The sequence below is a fragment of the Nocardia bhagyanarayanae genome (assembly GCF_006716565.1).
Taxonomy (GTDB): Bacteria; Actinomycetota; Actinomycetes; order Mycobacteriales; family Mycobacteriaceae; genus Nocardia; species Nocardia bhagyanarayanae.
Genome location: NZ_VFPG01000001.1, coordinates 2,886,650 through 2,904,539, shown reverse-complemented (window position 1 = coordinate 2,904,539; position 17,890 = coordinate 2,886,650). Strand labels below are relative to the sequence as shown.

Below are 17,890 nucleotides of genomic sequence, written 5' to 3'. Positions count from 1 at the left end.
GAGGTCAGCTCGTGCGACGTCGTCGCTTCACAGACGCCGCCGGGTCCGGGTCGCTCGCGCGGCCTCGCCGGGACGAGCGACCGCGCCGCCTCCGGCTCTCCCTCGCGGGTCAGGCCTTCGTCCTGCAACTCGTGGTGCTCGCGCTGATGATCGCCGGCGCCGCGGTGCTCGCGGTGCTCGACGCCAGACACACCAGCGACGTGACGACCGAGCACGAAGTCACCGACGTGGCCGTGAGTGTGGCGCAGGCGCCGTCCACCCGCGCGGCGGTGCTGTCCGCCGATCCCAGCGCGCAACTGCAACCGGTGACCGAACGGATCCGGTTGCAGACCAGGATGGACTTCATCGTGGTGATGGCGCCGGACCGGACGCGGTACACCCACACCAATCCCGAACGCATCGGCCAGCCGTTCAGCGGCAACATCGACAGGGCGCTGGCCGGGGAGACGTTCACCGAGACGTTCACCGGCACGCTCGGGCCGTCCATCCGCGCGGTGACTCCGGTGTACGACGGCGACCGGATCGTGGCGCTGGTGTCGGCGGGCGTCACCCGGGCGCGCATCGGCGATCAGGTCGCCGGGCAGCTGCCGAAGATTCTCGGTGTGGCGGGCGCGGGTCTGGTCGTGGCCGCGCTCGGCTCGTTCCTGCTGAGCCGCCGGTTGCGCCGCCAGACGCACGGCCTCGCGCCGCACGAGTTGCGCGTCATGTACGAACACCACGACGCGGTGCTGCATTCGATCCACGAGGGCCTGGTGGTCTTCGGCTCGGGCGAGCGGGCCGAGGTCGTCAACGACGAGGCGCGGCGGCTGCTCGATCTGCCGGAGGGCGACGTGCACCGCGCGGATCTGCCGATCTCGTTGCGGCGCATGAGCTGGGGCGTGGTCCGCGACGAGATGCACGTGACCAACGACCGGATCCTGCTGGTCAACCAGGACGTGGTCGCCTCGCAGGGCCGCACCCTCGGCACCGTGATGACCATCCGCGACCACACCGAATTGCGCGGTGTCCTGGGCGAACTCGACTCGGTGCGCGGTTTCGCCGAATCACTGCGCGCCCAAGCGCACGAGTCGGCCAACCGATTGCATACGGTGGTCACCATGGTGGAGCTCGGCAAGCACCGCGAGGCGGTGGAATTCGCGACCGCCGAACTCCAGCTCTCCCAGTCGCTCATCGACCGGATGATGGGCGCGGTCGGCGATCCGGCGCTGGCCGCGCTGCTGCTCGGCAAGGTGAACCAGGCCGCCGAACGCGGTGTGGAGCTGACGATCTCGGAGGACACCGCCCTCGACGTCATCGCGCCGCTCTCGGCGCGTGAGGCGGTCACGCTGGTCGGCAACCTGATCGACAACGCCATCGACGCCGCCGCGGGCAGCGCGGGCGCGTGGGTGGAAGTCGCACTGCGCCAGGAAGATTCGGATATGTTCCTGCGCGTCACCGACAGCGGGCCCGGTATGTCGGCGCAGATCTTCGCGCGCGCGGCCGAGCGCGGCTACACCACCAAAGACGATCATCACGGGCTCGGCCTCGCGCTGGTGCACCGCGTGATCGCCAGGCACGGCGGGGCGATCGACGCCCGCCGGGAACCGGAAAGCGCGGTGACCGTGACGATTCCGCGCGGCTCGGGAAAGGACGCATCGTGATCCGAGTGTTGATCGTCGAGGACGAGCCGCTGATCGCCGAGGCGCACCGCGCCTACGTCGAGCGCATTCCCGGCTTCACGCCGGTCGGCATCGCGCAGACCGGACGCGAGGCGATGCGGGCGGCCGCCGCGGCCGCCGCCGAGGGCACACCGGTCGACCTGGTGCTGATGGACATCGGCTTGCCCGACACCAGCGGTTTGGACGTCGCCGCCGCGCTCAGCGGGCTGGCGCCCAGTCCGGACGTCATCGCCATCACCTCCGCGCGCGATCTGGCGATGGTGCGCACGGCCGTCGCCAACGGCGTGGTGCTCTACCTGTTGAAGCCGTTCACCTTCGCCGCCTTCCACGACAAGCTGGAGCGCTACCGCGAGTTCCGCACCGCGCTGCCCGCGGGGGAGTCCGCGCTGACCCAGCTCGACATCGACCGCGCGCTCAGCGCGCTGCGCACTCCCGATCAGCGCGCCAACACCCCGAAGGGCGTTGCGCCGCAGACACTCGAGGAGATCTCGCGGATCGTGCGTACCGCCGAGGACGGCATCACCGCGGCCGAGACCGCGACCGACATCGGCGTCTCCCGCATCACCGCGTGGCGCTACCTCGAGAAACTGGCGGACGACGGTCTCGTCGTCCGCCGCTCCGACTACGGCCGCGCCGGCCGCCCCAAAACCCGCTACGTCTGGAAGCGCGCCGACTGATCCCGTCGCGCACGTCCCTGAGCGGGTCGCGTCCGTGGTGTGGACGGTCCGTGAAGGGGCTGTCAGACGTCGGTGGAGAAGCGGATGCCGCCGTCCGGAATCTCGACGCCCGGCCAGACGCGTGCGCCGCGCAGCAGTTCGCAGCGGGCGCCGACGTTCGCGCCGTCGCCGATGACGCCGTCGCGGACCAGTGCGCGCGGGCCGATGCGGGCGCCGAAGCCGATGATGGAGCGTTCCACCGTGGCGCCCGCTTCGACGACGGCGCCGTCGAAGATCACCGCGCCGTCGAGGCGCGCGCCCGCGCCGATCTCCGCGCCGCGGCCGACCACGGTGCCGCCGATGAGGAGCGCGCCCGGGGCGACGCCCGCGCCGGGGTGGACCAGGGATTCGCCGCGCTGGCCCGGCAACGCGGGCGAGGGCGCGATGCCGCGGACCAAGTCGGCCGAGCCGCGCACGAAGTCCTCGGGGGTGCCCATGTCACGCCAGTACGACGTATCGACGTGGCCCTGCACCCGCGCGCCCTCGGCGAGCAGCGCGGGGAAGACCTCGCGCTCCACCGACACCGGACGCCCGGACGGGATCTTCTCGATGTACTCGCGGCGGAAGACGTAGCAGCCCGCGTTGATCTGGTCGGTCGGCGGATCCTGGGTCTTCTCCAGGAACGCGGTGACCCGGCCGTTCTCGTCGGTGGGCACGCAGCCGAACGCGCGCGGGTCGGAGACGCGCACCAGGTGCAGCGTCACATCGGCGTTGGTGGACTCGTGGGTGTCCAGGATCGCGCCGAGGTCGGTGCCGCCGAGCACGTCGCCGTTGAAGACCATCACGTTGTCGGCACGCAGCTTGGGCAGCACGTTGCGGATGCCGCCGCCGGTGCCGAGCGGTTCGGTCTCGGTGACGTACTCCAGCTCGAGACCGAGCTCCGCGCCGTCGCCGAAGTGCTCCTCGAAGACCTCCGCCTTGAAGGAAGTGCCCAGCACGACGTGGGTGATCCCGGCCTCGGCGATGCGGGCGAGCAGGTGGGTGAGGAACGGCAGGCCCGCCGTCGGCAGCATCGGCTTGGGCGCCGAAAGGGTCAGCGGGCGCAACCTCGTGCCCTGGCCGCCGACCAGAATCACGGCGTCGGTGCCTGGATGTCCTGCCATCAATGTTCCCCTGTTCGTCGGCCGCGCTGCTACGCCTGTCGACCCTGTTCCCTGGCCAACTCGCGCAGCGCAGATCGAACCGCAATCCGGGAGCGAATCGCAAGTCCGGCGCGCAACGCGAGCCGCAGCGGCGCCTGCCACCAGTGCGGATGCCGGTCGGCCTGGAACCGGTACGCGCTGGCGTGGTGCGCGGGCAGCATCACCTCGGGGTGGCGTCCGGCCGCGTGGCCCTTGGCGTGGGTGACCTCGGCCGTCGGCACGAACACGTTGTGCCAGCCCGCCTTGCCCATCCGGTCGCCGAAGTCGACGTCCTCCATGTACATGAAGTAGCGCGAGTCGAAGCCCTCGATCGAGTCGAAGGCGGCGCGGCGCACCAGCAGGCAGGAGCCCGACAGCCAGCCGACGGTGCGCTCGGAGATCTCCTCGTTCTCCTGCCGGTAGCGACGGGTCCACGGGTTGCCGGGCCACACGGTGCCCAGGATGGCGTGGCCCGCGCCGTCCAGCAGACCCGGCACCGAACGCGCCGACGGGTACACGCTGCCGTCCGGCTCCAGCACCATCGGACCGAGCGCGCCCGCCCGCGGCCAGCGCTTGGCGGCCTCGAGCAGCTTGTCGATGGAATCGGTGCCCCAGCGGATGTCGGGGTTGGCGATCACGACGAATTCGATGCTCGGGTCGATCTCGGCCACGGCGCGGTTGATCGCGCCGCCGTACCCGATGTTGCCGCCGGTGCGCAATAGCCGCACGTGCGAGTTGGCCTCGGCCACCAGCTCGGGCACACCGTCGACCGACCCGTTGTCGGCCAGGATCACCTGCGGTTTCTCGCTGGTGGCGTGGGCGAGGGTGGTGATGAAGTGCTCGAGGTGCTCGCCGGGCGAATAAGTCACCGTGACGACGGCAAGGCCACCGGGGGCCGCGGAATCGGAAGCGCTCACAACATGCGAGCGTAGTCGGAAGGCCGCGACCGCGCGTGCCCTGGTGCAGGACCGATGTCAGACCGATCGGTCTTCCGGCAGCGTCGGCGGCGGTCCGCCGAGTGCATCGAAAAGGGCACGGGCCGAGCGGTTCTCACCGTCGTTCCCGGGCGCGCAACGCGTCGTGCAGCGCGGCTCGCCAGTCCCGCAGCGGCGTCAACCCGGCCGACCGCCAGGCCCGGTCCGACAGCACCGAATAGGCCGGGCGCCGTGCGGGTCTGGGGAAAGCCGTGGAAGCGCACGGCCGAACCCGCTCCGGATCGGCGCCGACCTCCGCGAAGACCGCCCTCGCCAGGTCGAACCAGCTCGCCACGCCCGCGTTGGTCGCGTGCAGCAGCCGCGGGGCGTCAGGCCGGGCGACGAGCTCGAGCAGGCCCGCGGCGAGATCCGCCGCGTAGGTCGGCGACCCGATCTGGTCGTCCACCACGTCGACGGTCTCGCGCTCGCGTTCCAGCCGCAGCATGGTCGCGACGAAATCCCCGCCGCGCCCGCTGTACACCCAAGCCGTCCGCACCACATGCGAATTCGGCGCCGCCTCCAGGACTGCGCGCTCCCCCGCCAGTTTGGATCGCCCGTACACCGTGGCGGGCCCGGTCGGGTCGTCCGTGTCGTACGGCGCGCGCTGGGTACCCGGGAAGACATAGTCGGTGGAGAGATGGATGAGCCGGGCATCGACGGTCGCGCAGACCGCGGCGAGCACGGCCGGGCCGGTCTCGTTGCCCGCGAACGCGGCATCGGGCTCGGATTCGGCCTTGTCCACCGCGGTGTACGCGGCGCAGTTGAGCACAACGTCACCGGGGGCGATCGCGGCGCGCACCGCGTCGGCGTCGGTGATGTCGAGGTCGGCGCGGCCGTAACAGCGGGCGTGCGGCGCGAGGCGCGACAACTCCCTGCCGACTTGTCCACCGGCCCCGGTGACGACGAGACGAGCGGCGGCGGCGGGCGGTACGGCGGCGGTCACGGGCGCAAGTCTGGCACGCCGTGACACTCGCGGGTGCCGTCCCGCGGGGTAACCGTTGGTTAGCCTTGAGCCACGGCTCCGGGGCCGCGGGATCTACGGATCGGCCGCGGGAGCCGGACGCGGGGGCGGTCGGGGTGAACAAGGGGCTTGTCGAGAGGATGCTCAGTTGCAGCGGAGGAGCATATCGATGCCGTCGAGACCAGCCGGCGCACGGGGCGGCGACGGTTCGTGGGGTCCGGTGCACGCCTTCGTCGCGGCGCTGGCCGCCGTGGTGCTCGTCATCACCGGATTCGCTTGGCACAGCGTCGACTCGCTGATCTCCAACATCCAGCGCATCGGCGATCTGGGCCTGGGCGGCGGCCGCGACGGCGCGGTCGACATCCTGCTGGTCGGCGTGGACAGCCGCACCGACGCGCACGGCAACCCGCTCACCAACGCCGAACGCGCGATGCTGCACGCGGGCGACGAGGTGGGCACCAACACCGACACCATCGTGCTGGTCCGGGTGCCCAACGACGGCAGCTCCGCGACCGCCATCTCGCTGCCGCGCGATTCCTACGTCGACATCCCCGGCATCGGTTCGGGCAAGATCAATTCGGCGTACGGCGCGACCAAGGAGACCGAGCGGCAGAAGCTCATCGAACAGGGTGTCTCGGAGGCCGAGGCCGAGCAGAAGTCGACCAAGGCGGGGCGGCAGGCGCTGATCAAGACCGTCGCCAACCTGACCGGCATCACCGTGGACCACTACGCCGAGGTCAGTCTGCTCGGCTTCGTGCTGCTCACCGACGCGGTCGGCGGCGTCGAGGTGTGCCTGAACAATCCGGTGGACGAGTGGATGTCGGGCGCGGACTTCCCAGCGGGCCGCCAGCGGCTGGACGGCAGGCAGGCGCTGAGTTTCGTGCGCCAGCGCCACGACCTGCAGCGCGGCGACCTGGACCGGATCGTGCGCCAGCAGGTGTTCATGGCCCAGCTGGTCGGTCAGGTGCTCAGCGCCAAGACGCTCAGCAGTCCGGCCCGGCTCGGCCAGCTGAGCGAGGCGGTCGGGCGCACGGTGGTGCTCGACGAGGACTGGGACGTGGTGGCTTTCCTCCAGCAACTCCAGGATCTCTCCGGCGGCCAGGTCCAGTTCGAGACCATTCCGGTGGCCGATCTCAACGGCATGACCAGCGACGGCGAGTCCGTGGTCCGGGTGGAGCCGAAGGCGGTCAAGTCCTACGTGGCCTCGCTCGTCGGGGAGGAGGCCGACGAGCCGGCACCGCCCGCGGTGGATCCCGCGACGGTCACCGTCAACGTCCTCAACGCCGGCGGGATCGCGGGTCTGGCCGGTCAGGTGTCGCAGGCCTTGACGGCGAAGGGTTTCCAGGAGGGCCGGGTGGGCAACTATTCCGGTGGAAGTGTCACCGGTAGCCGGGTGCTCGCGGCGAACAGCGCGGATCCGAAGGCCAAGGCGGTCGCCGAAGCCCTCGGCAAGCTCACGGTGGTCGCGGATCCGTCGATGTCACCGGACTCGGTGAGCGTCGTGCTGGCGAGCGACTATTCTGGGCCGGGCTCGGCCGCGAGCTCCGTGTTCGACTTCTCCGGAACGTCGGCGACCGCGACGCCGGTTCCGCCCGCCCCACCGATCGACGCAGGCCAGAACGGACCGAAATGCGTGAACTGAAGCGTGAAGCCACTGATGCGTGACAAGACCCATGCACTGACCCTCACCGAGGCGGTGCTCGACCCGATCCTCGCCCGCGAGCCCGCGGGCCCGCGCGTCACCTACTACGACGACGCCACCGGCGCCCGGATCGAACTGTCCGGCCTGACGCTGGCGAACTGGGCGGCCAAGACGGCCAACCTGATCCGCGACGAATTCGGCCTGAGCCCCGGCGCGCGGGTCGCGGTGTTGCTGCCCGCGCACTGGCAGACCGCCGCCGTGCTGCTCGGCTGCTGGTGGGCCGGCACCGAGGTGGTGCTGAGTCCCGATCCGGACGCCGATCTGGCGCTGGTGACGGCCGACCGCATCGATGACGCGGACGGCGTCGCCGAGGTCGCCGCGCTCTCGCTGGACCCGCTCGGCGCGCCCGTCCGTGACCTCCCGGTCGGCATCACCGATTTCGCCACCGCGGTGCGCGTGCACGGCGACCAGTTCTTCCCGCGCGGCACCGGCGTCGCGCTGGACGGCATGCAGGTCGCCGAGGTGCTCGCCGCAGCGCGGAAATCGGCCATGCGTCAGGGTTTCTCGGAGGGCGACCGGGTGCTGTCGAGTGCCCCGTGGGACACCGCGGACGAACTGATCAACGGTTTCGTCGCCGTGCTGGCCGCGGGCGCCGCACTGGTGCAGGTCGTCAATCCGGACCCAGGTCAGCGCGAGCGCCGCATCGAGAGCGAGCGCGTCACCGTCCAGGTCGGCTGACGCCGCCGCTCCTACCCCGGTTGGAGAACGCATCCGACCGGAGCACGTTCCACTATCGGCCCGGAATCCGTACGGTGGACATATCGCACAACGATGGAGTTGGTGGGATATGAAGCCGCAGTATTGGTTCCGTTGGCTATCGCAGCAGGGCACGCCGAGGTTGGTCCTGCGAACACAGGCGCGTCGCGGTGATCCGTTCGCGCGGCTGATGGGTGGTCCGGACGGCATCGCCGATCCGTATCCGCTCATCGAGGAGCTGCGCGGCCGCGGCCGGATCGTGCGCACGTCGCTGTCCTGGGCCACCTTCGACCACGAACTGTGCCGGGCGGTTCTACGTGACCCCCGCTTCGGCGTGCGCACCCCGGAAAGCTTCGACATCCCCAAACCGTTGCGGCTGCTCAAGGGCCGCACACCGATGCCGCCCAATCCGGTCGACCCGCCCTCCATGCTGGTGATCGATCCGCCCGAACACACGGCGATGCGCAAGCCGGTGGCCTCGGCGTTCACCCCGCGCGCCATCGCCAAGCTGCGCGACCGCGTCGAGACGGTCACCGAGGAGCTGCTCGACGCGCTGCCCTCCGGCGGCTCGGCGGATCTGATCGCCTCGTTCGCCTCGCAGGTGCCGATCGCGATCATCTCCGAGATGCTCGGCTTCCCCGATTCCGACCGCGCCCGCTTCCTGGCCTGGGGCGACCTGGCCACCCCGCTGCTGGACGTCGGCATCTCCTGGCGCGCGCACCACCGCGCCATGCGGGCGATGGAGGTGATGGACGACTACTTCGACGGTCACATCGCCCGCCTGCGCCGCGAGCCCGGCGACGACATTCTCAGCACCCTCGTCACCGCGGGCGAACTGGACGACTACGCGCTGAAGGCCACCGCGAGCCTGCTGATGGGCGCGGGCTTCGAGACCACGGTGAACCTGATCGGCAACGGCGTCGTGCAGCTGCTCAGCCATCCCGACCAGCTCGCCAGGCTGCGCGAGGAGCCGGAGCTGTGGCCGAACGCGATCGAGGAAGTGCTGCGCATCGACTCGCCCGTGCAGACCACCGCGCGCACCGCGCTGGCCGACATGGAACTCGACGGCAAGCAGCTGCGCGAGGGCAACACCCTGGTGCTCTCGCTGGCCGGCGCGAACCGTGATCCGAAAGTCTTCCCGGATCCGACCCGTTTCGACGTGGCCCGCCCGAACGCCAAGGATCACCTCTCGTTCAGCAATGGCGTCCACGCCTGCCTCGGGGCCAGCTTGGCCCGCATGGAAGGCGTGTACGCGCTGCGCGCGCTGTTCGAGCGGTTCCCCGACCTGCGGCTGGACGGTGAGCCGCGGCGCAGGAGCCTGTTCACGCTGCACGGTTACGAGCGGATGCCGGTGCGCCTCGGCCGCCGCGCGGTGGCCGAGGCGCCGGAGCCGACCTCGGTCTGAGGCTCAGCTGAAGCCGACGGCCTGGTCGCCCCACGCGGTGTGCAGGTCCCGGTCGGGGTCGTCGACCACGCGGTCGACGGTGTCGATGACCAGCGTGGTGCGGGTCGTGGGCCGGTACGGTGGCCAGTGCTTGGAACCGTCCAGCGCGGCGGGCACGCCGTGCCGTGCGAAGGCCAGCCAGCGGCGCATCATCCGCCCCGACACCTCGGTCGCCTGTTTGCGGCCGCCGAGCCAGAACGTCGGGTCGTGGTTCAGCGTGCCGAAATTGCCGAAGACATACGGCAATTCGGTGGCGTGCCCGGCACCGACGCGGGCGGCGCGCAGTATCGGCGTGGCGTGGTCGAAGCGATAGGCCCAGGTCATCGAGTGGGTCGCGTGCGCGTCGGCGACCCAGTGCGCGGGCATGCGGAACGCCGCGTCGGTGGACATGGCCAGCGCGCCGCGGGTCTTGGCCAGATCGGGGTAGGCCGAAGTGATCTCGGCGATCCGCTCGGCCGACAGCCCAGGGTGACCTGCCGCCACGTCGCGCAGCATCATGTTCACCGCGTCCGGCGTCACCGGCATGATCGGCGAGCGGAACAGCCGGAACAGCGAGGCCTCGTCCTTGTTGGTGCCGACGATGAGCGGCACCGGATGCGAGCGGCCCCGCTGGAACCGGTCGATCGGATAGCCGGGCAGCAGATCGCCGTCCACCACCGGCGCCGCGGCGAGGCGGCCGGGTTCCTTGAGCGGAATCTCGTCGAGCAGCACGCCGGCCGCCTGCACCACCCGCTCGATCGGCAGGTCGATCAGGTCGAGGGCTTGCGTCGGCGACATTCCCAGCAGTTCCAGGTAGCGCCGCGCCACGATCGCCGCCCGCTCGCGACCGAAGACGGTGGTGGCGGGCGGGCTCTGCGCGATGGCGCGATGGAACAAACCCGCCGCCCGCGGCGCGGTGAGCAGCGCCGTCACGCAGCCCGCGCCGGAGGACTCGCCGAACAGCGTCACGTTGTCCGGATCGCCGCCGAACCCGGCGATGTTGTCGCGCACCCATTCGAGCGCGGCGAGTTGGTCGTGCAGTCCGAGGTTCGGCGTGAAGCCGTGGAACAGCGAGGACAGGTCGAGGAAGCCCAGCGCGCCGAGCCGGTAGTTGACGCCGACCACGATCACGTCGCCCGCCTCGGCCAGTCGGCGACCGTCGTAGATGGCCTGAGCCGCGGTGCCGAGGCAGTAGGCGCCGCCGTGCAGCCACACCATGACCGGGCGCGGCTCCTCGGAGCGGGCGCGCGGCGCCCACACGTTCAGCCACAGGCAGTCCTCGCCCATCCGCAGCTCCGAATCGACCGGCACCATGGTGCCCATCGTCTGCGGTGCGATCGCGCCGAACCTCAGGCAGTCCCGCACGCCGTCCCATGGCTCCGGCGGGGCCGGCGGACGGAACCGCCGCGTGCCGGTGACGGGCGCCGCGTACGGAATGCTGCGCCAGGCGGCGACCGGTCCGTCGAGGAAGCCGCGCACCCGGCCGGACGTCGTCTGGACTATGGGCTCGGCGCCGTCCACATCCCAGCCCGGTTCGGTCTCGAACTGAGTGCTCATCTTCGCGCACCTCCTGCCCACGACCCGTCGGTGCGCTGCGGGTTTGCTTACACCCCGGGTCCGCACGTCGTGATCTCTAATTCGAGGGTACGTGCGGTCACGGAGTGCCAGGGGGCAGACGCGTCAACCGTGATCCGCGCTACCCTGAGCCGGTGCCGAATTACAGCTTCCGGTGCCGCAGCTGCGGTGACACCTTCGAGGTGAATCGCCCCATGGCCCAGTCGTCGGACCCGGCGTCCTGCCCGAACGGTCACGACGACACGGTGAAATTGCTGACCACGTTCGCCACGGTCGGCCGCGGCGGCGGCAACGCGCCGCAGGTCTCGGCGCCGCAGCCGAGCGGTGGCGGCTGCTGCGGCGGGGGTTGCTGCGGCTGACGCCCGGGCGGCTCAGTCGGAGGGCTCTGACTCGCGCCGGTCGACGTGGCCGAGGTCACGGCCGGGCGCGACGCGATCGCGTACCCGCTGCTTGAGCACGGCGATGTCGGGGAAACCGCCGTCGGCCTTGCGTTCCCAGATCTGTTCGCCGTCGACGGTGATCCGGAACACCCCGCCCGTGCCGGGGATCAGCGCCACCTCGCCCAGGTCGGTGGCGAAGGTGCTCAGCAGCTCCTGCGCCATCCAGCTCGCTCGCAGCAGCCAGCGGCACTGGGTGCAGTACTCGATCGCAACACGTGGCATAGGGGTGGACGCTACCGAAGCGTCGGCGTGCGCGCGCTTCGGCTCACGGCTCGATGACACCGTCGAGGTAGACCCACGCACCGTCCTCCCGCACGAACCGGCTGACCTCGTGCAGCGAGCCGCGCCCGCCCTCCGCGCGGTAGTGCGCGACGAACTCGACGGTGCCCGTGTCGTCGAACGGCCCGCCGCGCTCGGTGCGCACGATCTCCAGAAACAGCCACCGCTGCCCGGGATCCAGCTCGAGCCGCTTCGGCCTGGTCCGCGAATGCCAGGACCGCCGCAAGTAATCGACGTCGCCCACGGCGAACGCGGTATAGCGCGAACGCATCAGCGCCTCCGCCGTCGCCGCCGGACGCGCACCGGAAAGCGCCGGACCGCAACACTCCTCGAACGGTTCCCCGCGACGGCACGGACACTGTTGCGAATCAGCCATACCCGGATTCTCCCGCGCCCGCCGACCGTGCCCTCCACCACCTGCCCACACCGACGGCGCACGAAGCCGCACCCCTGCGGCGGCATTCGCCCGCACCGAGGCGGAAGCCGCCGAGGACGCGAGCCACGACACCCGCAGTGACATTCGCACCTCGGCGCACCTCGGCGCACCTCGGCGGACCCGCCGTGCGCAGGCGCCAGGTCGACCAACCGTCATTCCGGGGCCATCTCGGTGCGGACCTAGGCGGAAATCCCACCGCCGAAGGGAGCCGGCGCCCCCGCTGCGACGTTCTCCTCGCCGCGACATCGCCCGCCGCGCGGCGAACCTCGGCGGATCCGCCGTGCGCAAGCGCCGGATGGATTGCCCGTCAGTCCGGGGCGATCTCGGTGCGCACCCAGGCGGAACCGCCGTCGCCGACCCTGGCCAGCACGCCGGCGATGGCGGCGGTCTGTTCGCGCCAGCGGCGCAGTTCGGTGACGCTCGGGGCGAGTTCGTAGTCGTGATGGTGGGCGGCGCGGGAAAGTGCCGCCCAGACCGCGGCCACCTGGGCGCCGGTCTCCGGGCCCGCGTAGACGCGCAGCGCGAGCAGTTGGGCGCGCATCGGGCAGCGCGCCAGTTCCGGTGCGCGGCGCGCCCACAGCTCGTCGACCGCCTGCTCGAGCGCGAGCCTCAGGATCCAGGCCGTCGCTCGCGACCACACGCCGCCCGCGGCGGTCACCTCGCCGTCCAGGAGGCGGTCGACCGCGTCGAGCCGCTCGGCCACCGTCGGTCGCGGCGCCCTCGGCTTGGCTCGGTTCGATCGGGGAGGCGGACGCCGGCGCGGGTCACGTTGTCGCCGCCGCTCGTTCACGACTCGGCCTCGCTACCGACCGGCCACACCGCGCGCTCCCGCACAACTTCGCCGCGCCCGCTCGGCTGCCTCCCGCGCGACGGCGCGCTGCGCTCGCTCACCGGCCCATCCAGGCGATGAATCGCTCGGTGTTCGAGATCAGTTCGCGCATGCCGCGATCGATCGGCACGTGCGCGCCCGCCGTCACGTCGCGCAGCGCGCCCACCAGCCATTTGCCATCGCGCGCAAGGTGTTTGTTGAGGTTGTCGACGTTGTAGCCCACGCCCATCACCGCGAGCGCGACCATGGCTCGGGTGGTCTGCGCGCCCTCGATGTGCCGCTCCACCTCGCGATGGTTCATCCCGCGCGCCAACAGCTCGCGCCGCGCCCGCGCCAGGCTGGCCGCCTCCAGCGCGGACCGGCAGCACGTCGCGACGAGTTCGTCCGCGATGGCGGGCGGCAGCTGCGGGGTGCGCACCAGCGACCGCGCGTCGTCCAGGTACCGGCGCACCGGATCGCTGGAGGTACGCACCTCGATCACGGACCGTTCGCGCCGCTGCACCTCCAGCACACAGGCGTCCAGTTGCATGCGGCGCACCGCCTCGGCCAACCGCTCGTCGTGGGTGAACACCACCACCTGCCGTGTCCACGCGACGAACGCCAGCACCCTGGCCAGCCCGTCCACCTTCGCCGGGTCCATGGCCTGCACCGGGTCGTCGATCATGACGAAACGAAAAGGGCTCTCCTCCACCGTCGCCCGCGGCAGGAACAGCGAGAGGCCGAGCGCGTGCAGCTCGCCCTGGCTCATCACGCCGAGCGCCGCGCCGTCCACTTCGTCGACGGTGACGTCCAGCAGCACCCGGCGCGCGGTACCCGCGTTGCCCTGCAACCGAATCGCGCCGAGTTCCACGTTGCTCTGCTGACGCAGGGTGCGCCAGACCCAGCGCGCCGTGGTCTCCAGCGGAGCCATCCGCTCGTCGCGCAGACCCGCCGTGGCCGATTTGAGCCAGTCCTCGGCGCGCTTGAGGGTGCGCAGTTCGCCCGCCCGCATCGCCACCTCGCGCGCGCCGTCCAGCCAGGCCGCGATCCGCGGCACCAGCGGCGCCCACACCTCGTCCAGCCGGTCCAGCTCCTTGCGGGTGCCCTGCTGCACCAGTTCGAGCTCGTCGACGAGGCGAGTATGCGCCCACCGCAACCGATCCGGTAGTTCCGGCGAGTACTCCGCGCTGCTCAGCGCGGCCCACTCCGTCCACGCCCTGCGCACCGCCGTGGTGTCGACGGTGGGCGGATTGCGCGGATCGAAGTCGAGTTCGGGCGGCACGTGCTCGGGCAGCGCCCGCGCGGCGCGCACCGCGTTGCGTAGTTCGTCGCGTGCGGTGGTGAGCGCGTCGACCCGGGCCGAGAGCCGCGCGATCGAGACGTCCGCGTGCCGCGACCACTCCTCGTCCAGTCGGCCGCGCCCGCACACCGGGCAGGCGCAGTCCCCGCTCGCCGCCGCGTGCGCGCGGGCGCGGCGCAGCAGCTGCAACACCCGCCAATCGGCCTCGGCGTCGGCGGTGGAATCGCGCGCCAGCGTGGCCGCGCAGGCTTCGAGACGGGTGGCGACCGCGTCCACCTCGGCCTCGGTGGGCAGCGCGAGCCGCACGATGGCGCGCAGCCCTTCCGGGCCGTCGGCGCCGTCGGTGGTGCCGAGCATGTCGCGGCCGACTGCGGTGAGGTCGGGTTGGGCCGGGCGCAACAGGGTCGCCATCCGCACCGCGCGGTCGTCGGCCAGCGTCTCCATGGTCGCGAGCAGGTCGATCCGCTCCTGGCGGGAATCCCGTGCGGCGCGTTCCAATTCGAGCCTGCGCGCGCGAATCCGCTCCTGCGCCAAGGTCAGTTCGTCCAGGCCGAGCAGTTGGTGCAGCGCGTCGAACAGGTCGCTCGGCTTGCCGTCCACGAGGGTGCCGAGTTCGCTGTAGGACAGGAACGGGCGGTACAGCTCGAGCACCGACGCCCACCGCCCGGCGTCGAATTCCGCTGGTGCGCCGCCCTTGCGCCGCTCGCTCCAGCGCGCGTCGGTCAGCTCGGCCGTCGGCGACCACTCCTTGGTGATGATCAGTTCCGGATCTTCGCCGCCGGTGAGCAATTCCAGTTCGATGCGCGCGGTGTCACCGTCGTGCAAGTTGCGCCAGCCCTCGCGCCACGCGGCGGAGCGACCCTCCCAGCGGCGGTTGCCTCCGGTCAGCGCCAGTTCGGCGGCCTCGGCGAAACTGGACTTGCCGCTGCCGTTGCGCCCGACCACCAGGGTGAGGCCGGGACCGGGCGGCACGTCCAACGTCACCTCGGGACCGATACCGCGGAAGCCGCGCACCCGGATCGCGCGCAGGAAGATGCCGGAGTCGTCGAATTCGCCTGCCCGGTCGCGGGAATCGACGGCGCCCAGCGCGCGCAGCACGGCGTGCGCCACGTCCGGAGTGACCGACGGGTCCTCGTTCAGCCGGCGCGCCACCACCTCGGTCAGGCGCGGTACGGCCTCCGCCGTCGTGTCGACCGCGGGCTTCGGGCACACGTGAAAAACCCCCTACACACCGCACCGCGACGCGCCCCTCCCGCATTCGCGCGCGGTGTAACCGTCGAAAGCTGAGCGAAACGCTACCCGATCACGCGAGATTCGCCCACCGGCGGTGGATGAACGAAAGGAGATGCGAACCTGCCCGGCGGGGATGGATATGGCCATCGAACGGGCTCGGCCGCGCCTCGATGTCCACCCCTCGGCCAACCCCGGCGGGCAGCTCGATGGTGTGTCACCCGATCTGGGTGGCTCGGACGGAGCCGAACAGAACAGAATGCCAGACAACGAAATTCAGCGCAAGACTTTGTTGCCCACGAATCCGCCGACGGCGCAGCGACTTCCGAGCATCCGCGCTCCGGCCGTGCGCGCCGGGACAGACTTCCTTCACCCCGGCTATCGCCCGGCACCCTTGGTACCGTTGTTCCGGCAAGGGATTCAGCATGAGGGATGGGCACATTGGCGCTGGTCGATGCGGGTTGCGGCGGGCTAGAGGATGTGCTGGCCGGACTCCGGTGGCGGTTCGCCGGACGGGAGGTGTTCGCGCTGGCGGCCGGGCAATGGGTGTATCCCGGCGGCGAGTCGAGTGCGCTCGTAGTGACCGAAGGGCTTGTCCGCGTCGAAGGTCTCGGTGACACGGACGATCTGACGCACGGGGATTTCCTGTTCGTGCCGCGTCGCCAACGGTATGCGGTCAATGCGCTGTCGGAGGCCACGGTGCTGTGCGTGCGGCTCGCGCCGGTCGGGTCCGGCAGCGCCATGGACGCGCTGCCGCCGCGGGTACTGCTGACCGATTTCGTGCAGCACGCGCCCCTGGCCGCGACCATGATGCAGCACCTCGTGGTGGAATGTCCGGACCCGGAAGGGGTGCAGGGTGATCGGGTCGCCACACTGGTCGCCTCGATGGCGATCGAGTCCTGGCACGCGCGGGGATGCGCGCCGAAGCGGTGGCTGTTGCGGGTGAACGAACCCGGCGTGGCGCGAGCGGTGGCCGCCATGCACGCCGATCCGGGGCAGGAGTGGACCGTCGAGGCGCTGGCCCGGGTCGCGCTGGCCTCACGGTCGGGATTCGCCGCACGATTTCAGGCCGCGACCGGGCTCACCCCGGGGCGTTATCTGACGCGACTGCGGGTCGACAAGGCGCAGCGCTTCTTGATCGAGAGCGACGCCGCGATCGGCACGGTCGCCCGGCGCCTCGGCTACTCGTCGGAGACCGCGTTCGGGCGAGCGTTTCGCAGGCATACGGGCCTCACCCCGTCCGAATGGCGGCGTCAGGCCCGCGTGCCCACGGCGTGATCGGACCGGCGTCAGGCCGCCGTGCCGCGGCTCAGCGAGAGCCGGAGCGCGACCCCACCGATCACCGCCGCCACTGCGGCGAGACCGAAAGTCGCGATCGGGCCGAGACCGTCCACACCACGCCCACCGATCGCCGAGCCGGCGATGATCGCGAGCTGGAAACCACCGACCACCAGGCCACTGCCTGCCTCTATCCGATCGGGCAGCACCCGCGACACCCACACCTGCACCAGGTTGAGGATGCCGCCGAACGCACCACCCCAGATGACCACCGCGACATAGGCGAACGGCGCGACAGCCGCCGAGGCGATGATCGCGAGCAGCGACAGTCCAATGGCTGCCGGAACGGCCGTCAACAGAATGCTCAGGCGCCGATCGGCGAGCGACCCGAGCACGAAATTGCCGATCAGGCCGCCGATTCCGAACAGGGCGAGCAGCACGGCGATCGCGGTGGGGCCCGCGCCGAGCAGCTCATCGAGAGCCGGACGGATGTAGGTGTAGCCGGCGAAATGCCCGCCGATGACCGCGACCAAGCCGACCAGGCCCAGCGTCACGCCCGGCGCCCGCAGTGCACCGGCCATCGCCGACCAGCCGACTCCGTGGGTCGGCGTGATGGGCGGCAACGCCACCTTCACCGCGACCGCCGCCAGCACCGACAGCACCGCCACGACCACGAACACCACGCGCCAACCGGCATAGTTGCCCAACAGCACTCCGAGCGGCACGCCGGCCACCGTCGCTACCGTAGTCCCCGCGTTCACGATCATCATCGCCTTGCCGAGCCTGGCTGCGGGCACCAGCTGCGCCGCGATCACCAGGGCCATCGACCAATAGCCGCCGACCGCCACACCGAGCAGCAGCCGCGCGATCAGCAGCAGGACGATATTCGGGGCGAGAGCTACCACGATGTTCGATACGGCGGCAGCGACGGTGAGCGCCGCCAGCAGCGTGCGGCGATCGAGCCGCGGGAACAGCGAACTCAGTCCGAGTGCGGCCAGCAGCGCGGTCAGCGCCGTCGCGCTGACCGAAAGGCCGACCACGCCCTCTTGGACACGCAGGTCGTTCGCGAGCGCGGTCAGCACTCCCGGGGGTAGGAATTCGGCCGTCACGAGGGTGAAACTGCCGAGGAACATGGTGAGCAAGGCCGGCCACACCCGGCGAATGGACTTCGGTGCCGAGGTCGCGGCGGTGAGCGTCGTTGTCATGCCAGATGCAACAGCCGCGCCGCAGCGCACACCCGACCGAAACGCCACCGCAGTCGGCTCAAACGCCAAGACGGACTTCGTCGGGCTG

The 17,890-nt window shown here is 71.1% G+C and carries 16 protein-coding genes; 7 read left to right on the top strand and 9 right to left on the bottom strand.

Features of this window, described 5'->3' with window-relative positions; all coding sequences use genetic code 11:
• The first annotated feature begins 146 nt into the window (after positions 1-146).
• Together FB390_RS12325 and FB390_RS12320 are read left to right on the top strand one after the other, a co-directional pair.
• Entirely contained in the window at positions 147-1,640 is a 1,494-nt protein-coding gene (locus FB390_RS12325) for a sensor histidine kinase (protein ID WP_246124281.1), read from the top strand.
• Entirely contained in the window at positions 1,637-2,335 is a 699-nt protein-coding gene (locus FB390_RS12320; RefSeq protein WP_141809074.1) for a response regulator, read from the top strand. The genes FB390_RS12325 and FB390_RS12320 overlap by 4 nt, the downstream gene beginning before the upstream one ends.
• A 62-nt stretch (positions 2,336-2,397) precedes the next feature.
• Here FB390_RS12320 and manB read toward each other — a convergent pair whose 3' ends face one another.
• The 3 genes from manB to rfbD all read right to left on the bottom strand — a co-directional run bounded on the left by manB (position 2,398) and on the right by rfbD (position 5,412).
• On the bottom strand, positions 2,398-3,477 hold the full coding sequence (gene manB, locus FB390_RS12315) for a mannose-1-phosphate guanylyltransferase (protein WP_141809073.1): 1,080 nt from the start codon (positions 3,475-3,477) through the stop codon (positions 2,398-2,400).
• Positions 3,478-3,506: 29 nt separating this feature from the next.
• Positions 3,507-4,412, bottom strand: coding sequence for a glycosyltransferase family 2 protein (locus FB390_RS12310; protein WP_141809072.1), 906 nt, complete (start codon positions 4,410-4,412; stop codon positions 3,507-3,509).
• Between the two features lie 133 nt (positions 4,413-4,545).
• Positions 4,546-5,412: a dTDP-4-dehydrorhamnose reductase gene (gene rfbD / locus FB390_RS12305; RefSeq protein WP_141809071.1), complete on the bottom strand. Its 867-nt coding sequence runs from the start codon at positions 5,410-5,412 to the stop codon at positions 4,546-4,548.
• Positions 5,413-5,599: 187 nt separating this feature from the next.
• Between rfbD and FB390_RS12300 the strand changes: the two genes are divergently transcribed.
• The 3 genes from FB390_RS12300 (at position 5,600) to FB390_RS12290 (ending at position 9,233) form a co-directional block, all read left to right on the top strand.
• Positions 5,600-7,072 carry an LCP family protein gene (locus FB390_RS12300; protein ID WP_141809070.1) on the top strand — a complete coding sequence of 491 codons (1,473 nt, stop codon included), beginning with the start codon at positions 5,600-5,602 and terminating at the stop codon, positions 7,070-7,072.
• Between the two features lie 15 nt (positions 7,073-7,087).
• Complete coding sequence (locus FB390_RS12295; RefSeq protein ID WP_141809069.1) at positions 7,088-7,810, top strand: TIGR03089 family protein; 723 nt, start codon at positions 7,088-7,090, stop codon at positions 7,808-7,810.
• Between the two features lie 109 nt (positions 7,811-7,919).
• Positions 7,920-9,233 carry a cytochrome P450 gene (locus FB390_RS12290; RefSeq protein ID WP_141809068.1) on the top strand — a complete coding sequence of 438 codons (1,314 nt, stop codon included), beginning with the start codon at positions 7,920-7,922 and terminating at the stop codon, positions 9,231-9,233.
• Positions 9,234-9,236: 3 nt separating this feature from the next.
• Here FB390_RS12290 and FB390_RS12285 read toward each other — a convergent pair whose 3' ends face one another.
• Complete coding sequence (locus tag FB390_RS12285; protein WP_141809067.1) at positions 9,237-10,808, bottom strand: carboxylesterase/lipase family protein; 1,572 nt, start codon at positions 10,806-10,808, stop codon at positions 9,237-9,239.
• Positions 10,809-10,960: 152 nt separating this feature from the next.
• On the opposite strand from FB390_RS12285, the gene FB390_RS12280 reads away from it, so the two are divergent.
• A complete protein-coding gene (locus FB390_RS12280; RefSeq protein WP_141809066.1) occupies positions 10,961-11,185 on the top strand; it encodes an FmdB family zinc ribbon protein in 225 nt (74 codons plus the stop codon).
• 12 nt (positions 11,186-11,197) lie between these two features.
• On the opposite strand, the gene FB390_RS12275 is transcribed toward FB390_RS12280, so the two are convergent.
• The 4 genes from FB390_RS12275 to FB390_RS12260 form a co-directional block, all read right to left on the bottom strand.
• Positions 11,198-11,488: an Rdx family protein gene (locus tag FB390_RS12275; RefSeq protein ID WP_141809065.1), complete on the bottom strand. Its 291-nt coding sequence runs from the start codon at positions 11,486-11,488 to the stop codon at positions 11,198-11,200.
• A 43-nt stretch (positions 11,489-11,531) separates the two neighbouring features.
• Positions 11,532-11,921 carry a YchJ family protein gene (locus FB390_RS12270; protein WP_141809064.1) on the bottom strand — a complete coding sequence of 130 codons (390 nt, stop codon included), beginning with the start codon at positions 11,919-11,921 and terminating at the stop codon, positions 11,532-11,534.
• A 367-nt stretch (positions 11,922-12,288) separates the two neighbouring features.
• Positions 12,289-12,684 carry a hypothetical protein gene (locus FB390_RS12265; protein WP_141809063.1) on the bottom strand — a complete coding sequence of 132 codons (396 nt, stop codon included), beginning with the start codon at positions 12,682-12,684 and terminating at the stop codon, positions 12,289-12,291.
• Between the two features lie 184 nt (positions 12,685-12,868).
• Positions 12,869-15,301, bottom strand: a complete 2,433-nt coding sequence (locus tag FB390_RS12260; RefSeq protein ID WP_246123984.1) for an AAA family ATPase — start codon at positions 15,299-15,301, stop codon at positions 12,869-12,871.
• 450 nt (positions 15,302-15,751) lie between these two features.
• On the opposite strand from FB390_RS12260, the gene FB390_RS12255 reads away from it, so the two are divergent.
• Entirely contained in the window at positions 15,752-16,597 is an 846-nt protein-coding gene (locus FB390_RS12255; RefSeq protein ID WP_141809062.1) for a helix-turn-helix domain-containing protein, read from the top strand.
• A gap of 11 nt (positions 16,598-16,608) precedes the next feature.
• On the opposite strand, the gene FB390_RS12250 is transcribed toward FB390_RS12255, so the two are convergent.
• Positions 16,609-17,802, bottom strand: a complete 1,194-nt coding sequence (locus FB390_RS12250) for an MFS transporter (RefSeq protein WP_141809061.1) — start codon at positions 17,800-17,802, stop codon at positions 16,609-16,611.
• Positions 17,803-17,890 lie beyond the last annotated feature (88 nt).

What these genes read in the sequence shown, in the direction of transcription:
- FB390_RS12295 (WP_141809069.1), top strand. Translation starts at nt 7,088, where the DNA reads ATGCGTGACAAGACCCATGCACTGACCCTCACCGAGGCGGTGCTCGAC.
- FB390_RS12325 (WP_246124281.1), top strand. Translation starts at nt 147, where the DNA reads ATGATCGCCGGCGCCGCGGTGCTCGCGGTGCTCGACGCCAGACACACC.
- FB390_RS12255 (WP_141809062.1), top strand. Translation starts at nt 15,752, where the DNA reads ATGGGCACATTGGCGCTGGTCGATGCGGGTTGCGGCGGGCTAGAGGAT.
- FB390_RS12270 (WP_141809064.1), bottom strand. Translation starts at nt 11,921, where the DNA reads ATGGCTGATTCGCAACAGTGTCCGTGCCGTCGCGGGGAACCGTTCGAG.
- FB390_RS12290 (WP_141809068.1), top strand. Translation starts at nt 7,920, where the DNA reads ATGAAGCCGCAGTATTGGTTCCGTTGGCTATCGCAGCAGGGCACGCCG.
- manB (WP_141809073.1), bottom strand. Translation starts at nt 3,477, where the DNA reads ATGGCAGGACATCCAGGCACCGACGCCGTGATTCTGGTCGGCGGCCAG.
- FB390_RS12285 (WP_141809067.1), bottom strand. Translation starts at nt 10,808, where the DNA reads ATGAGCACTCAGTTCGAGACCGAACCGGGCTGGGATGTGGACGGCGCC.
- FB390_RS12275 (WP_141809065.1), bottom strand. Translation starts at nt 11,488, where the DNA reads ATGCCACGTGTTGCGATCGAGTACTGCACCCAGTGCCGCTGGCTGCTG.
- FB390_RS12250 (WP_141809061.1), bottom strand. Translation starts at nt 17,802, where the DNA reads ATGACAACGACGCTCACCGCCGCGACCTCGGCACCGAAGTCCATTCGC.
- FB390_RS12300 (WP_141809070.1), top strand. Translation starts at nt 5,600, where the DNA reads ATGCCGTCGAGACCAGCCGGCGCACGGGGCGGCGACGGTTCGTGGGGT.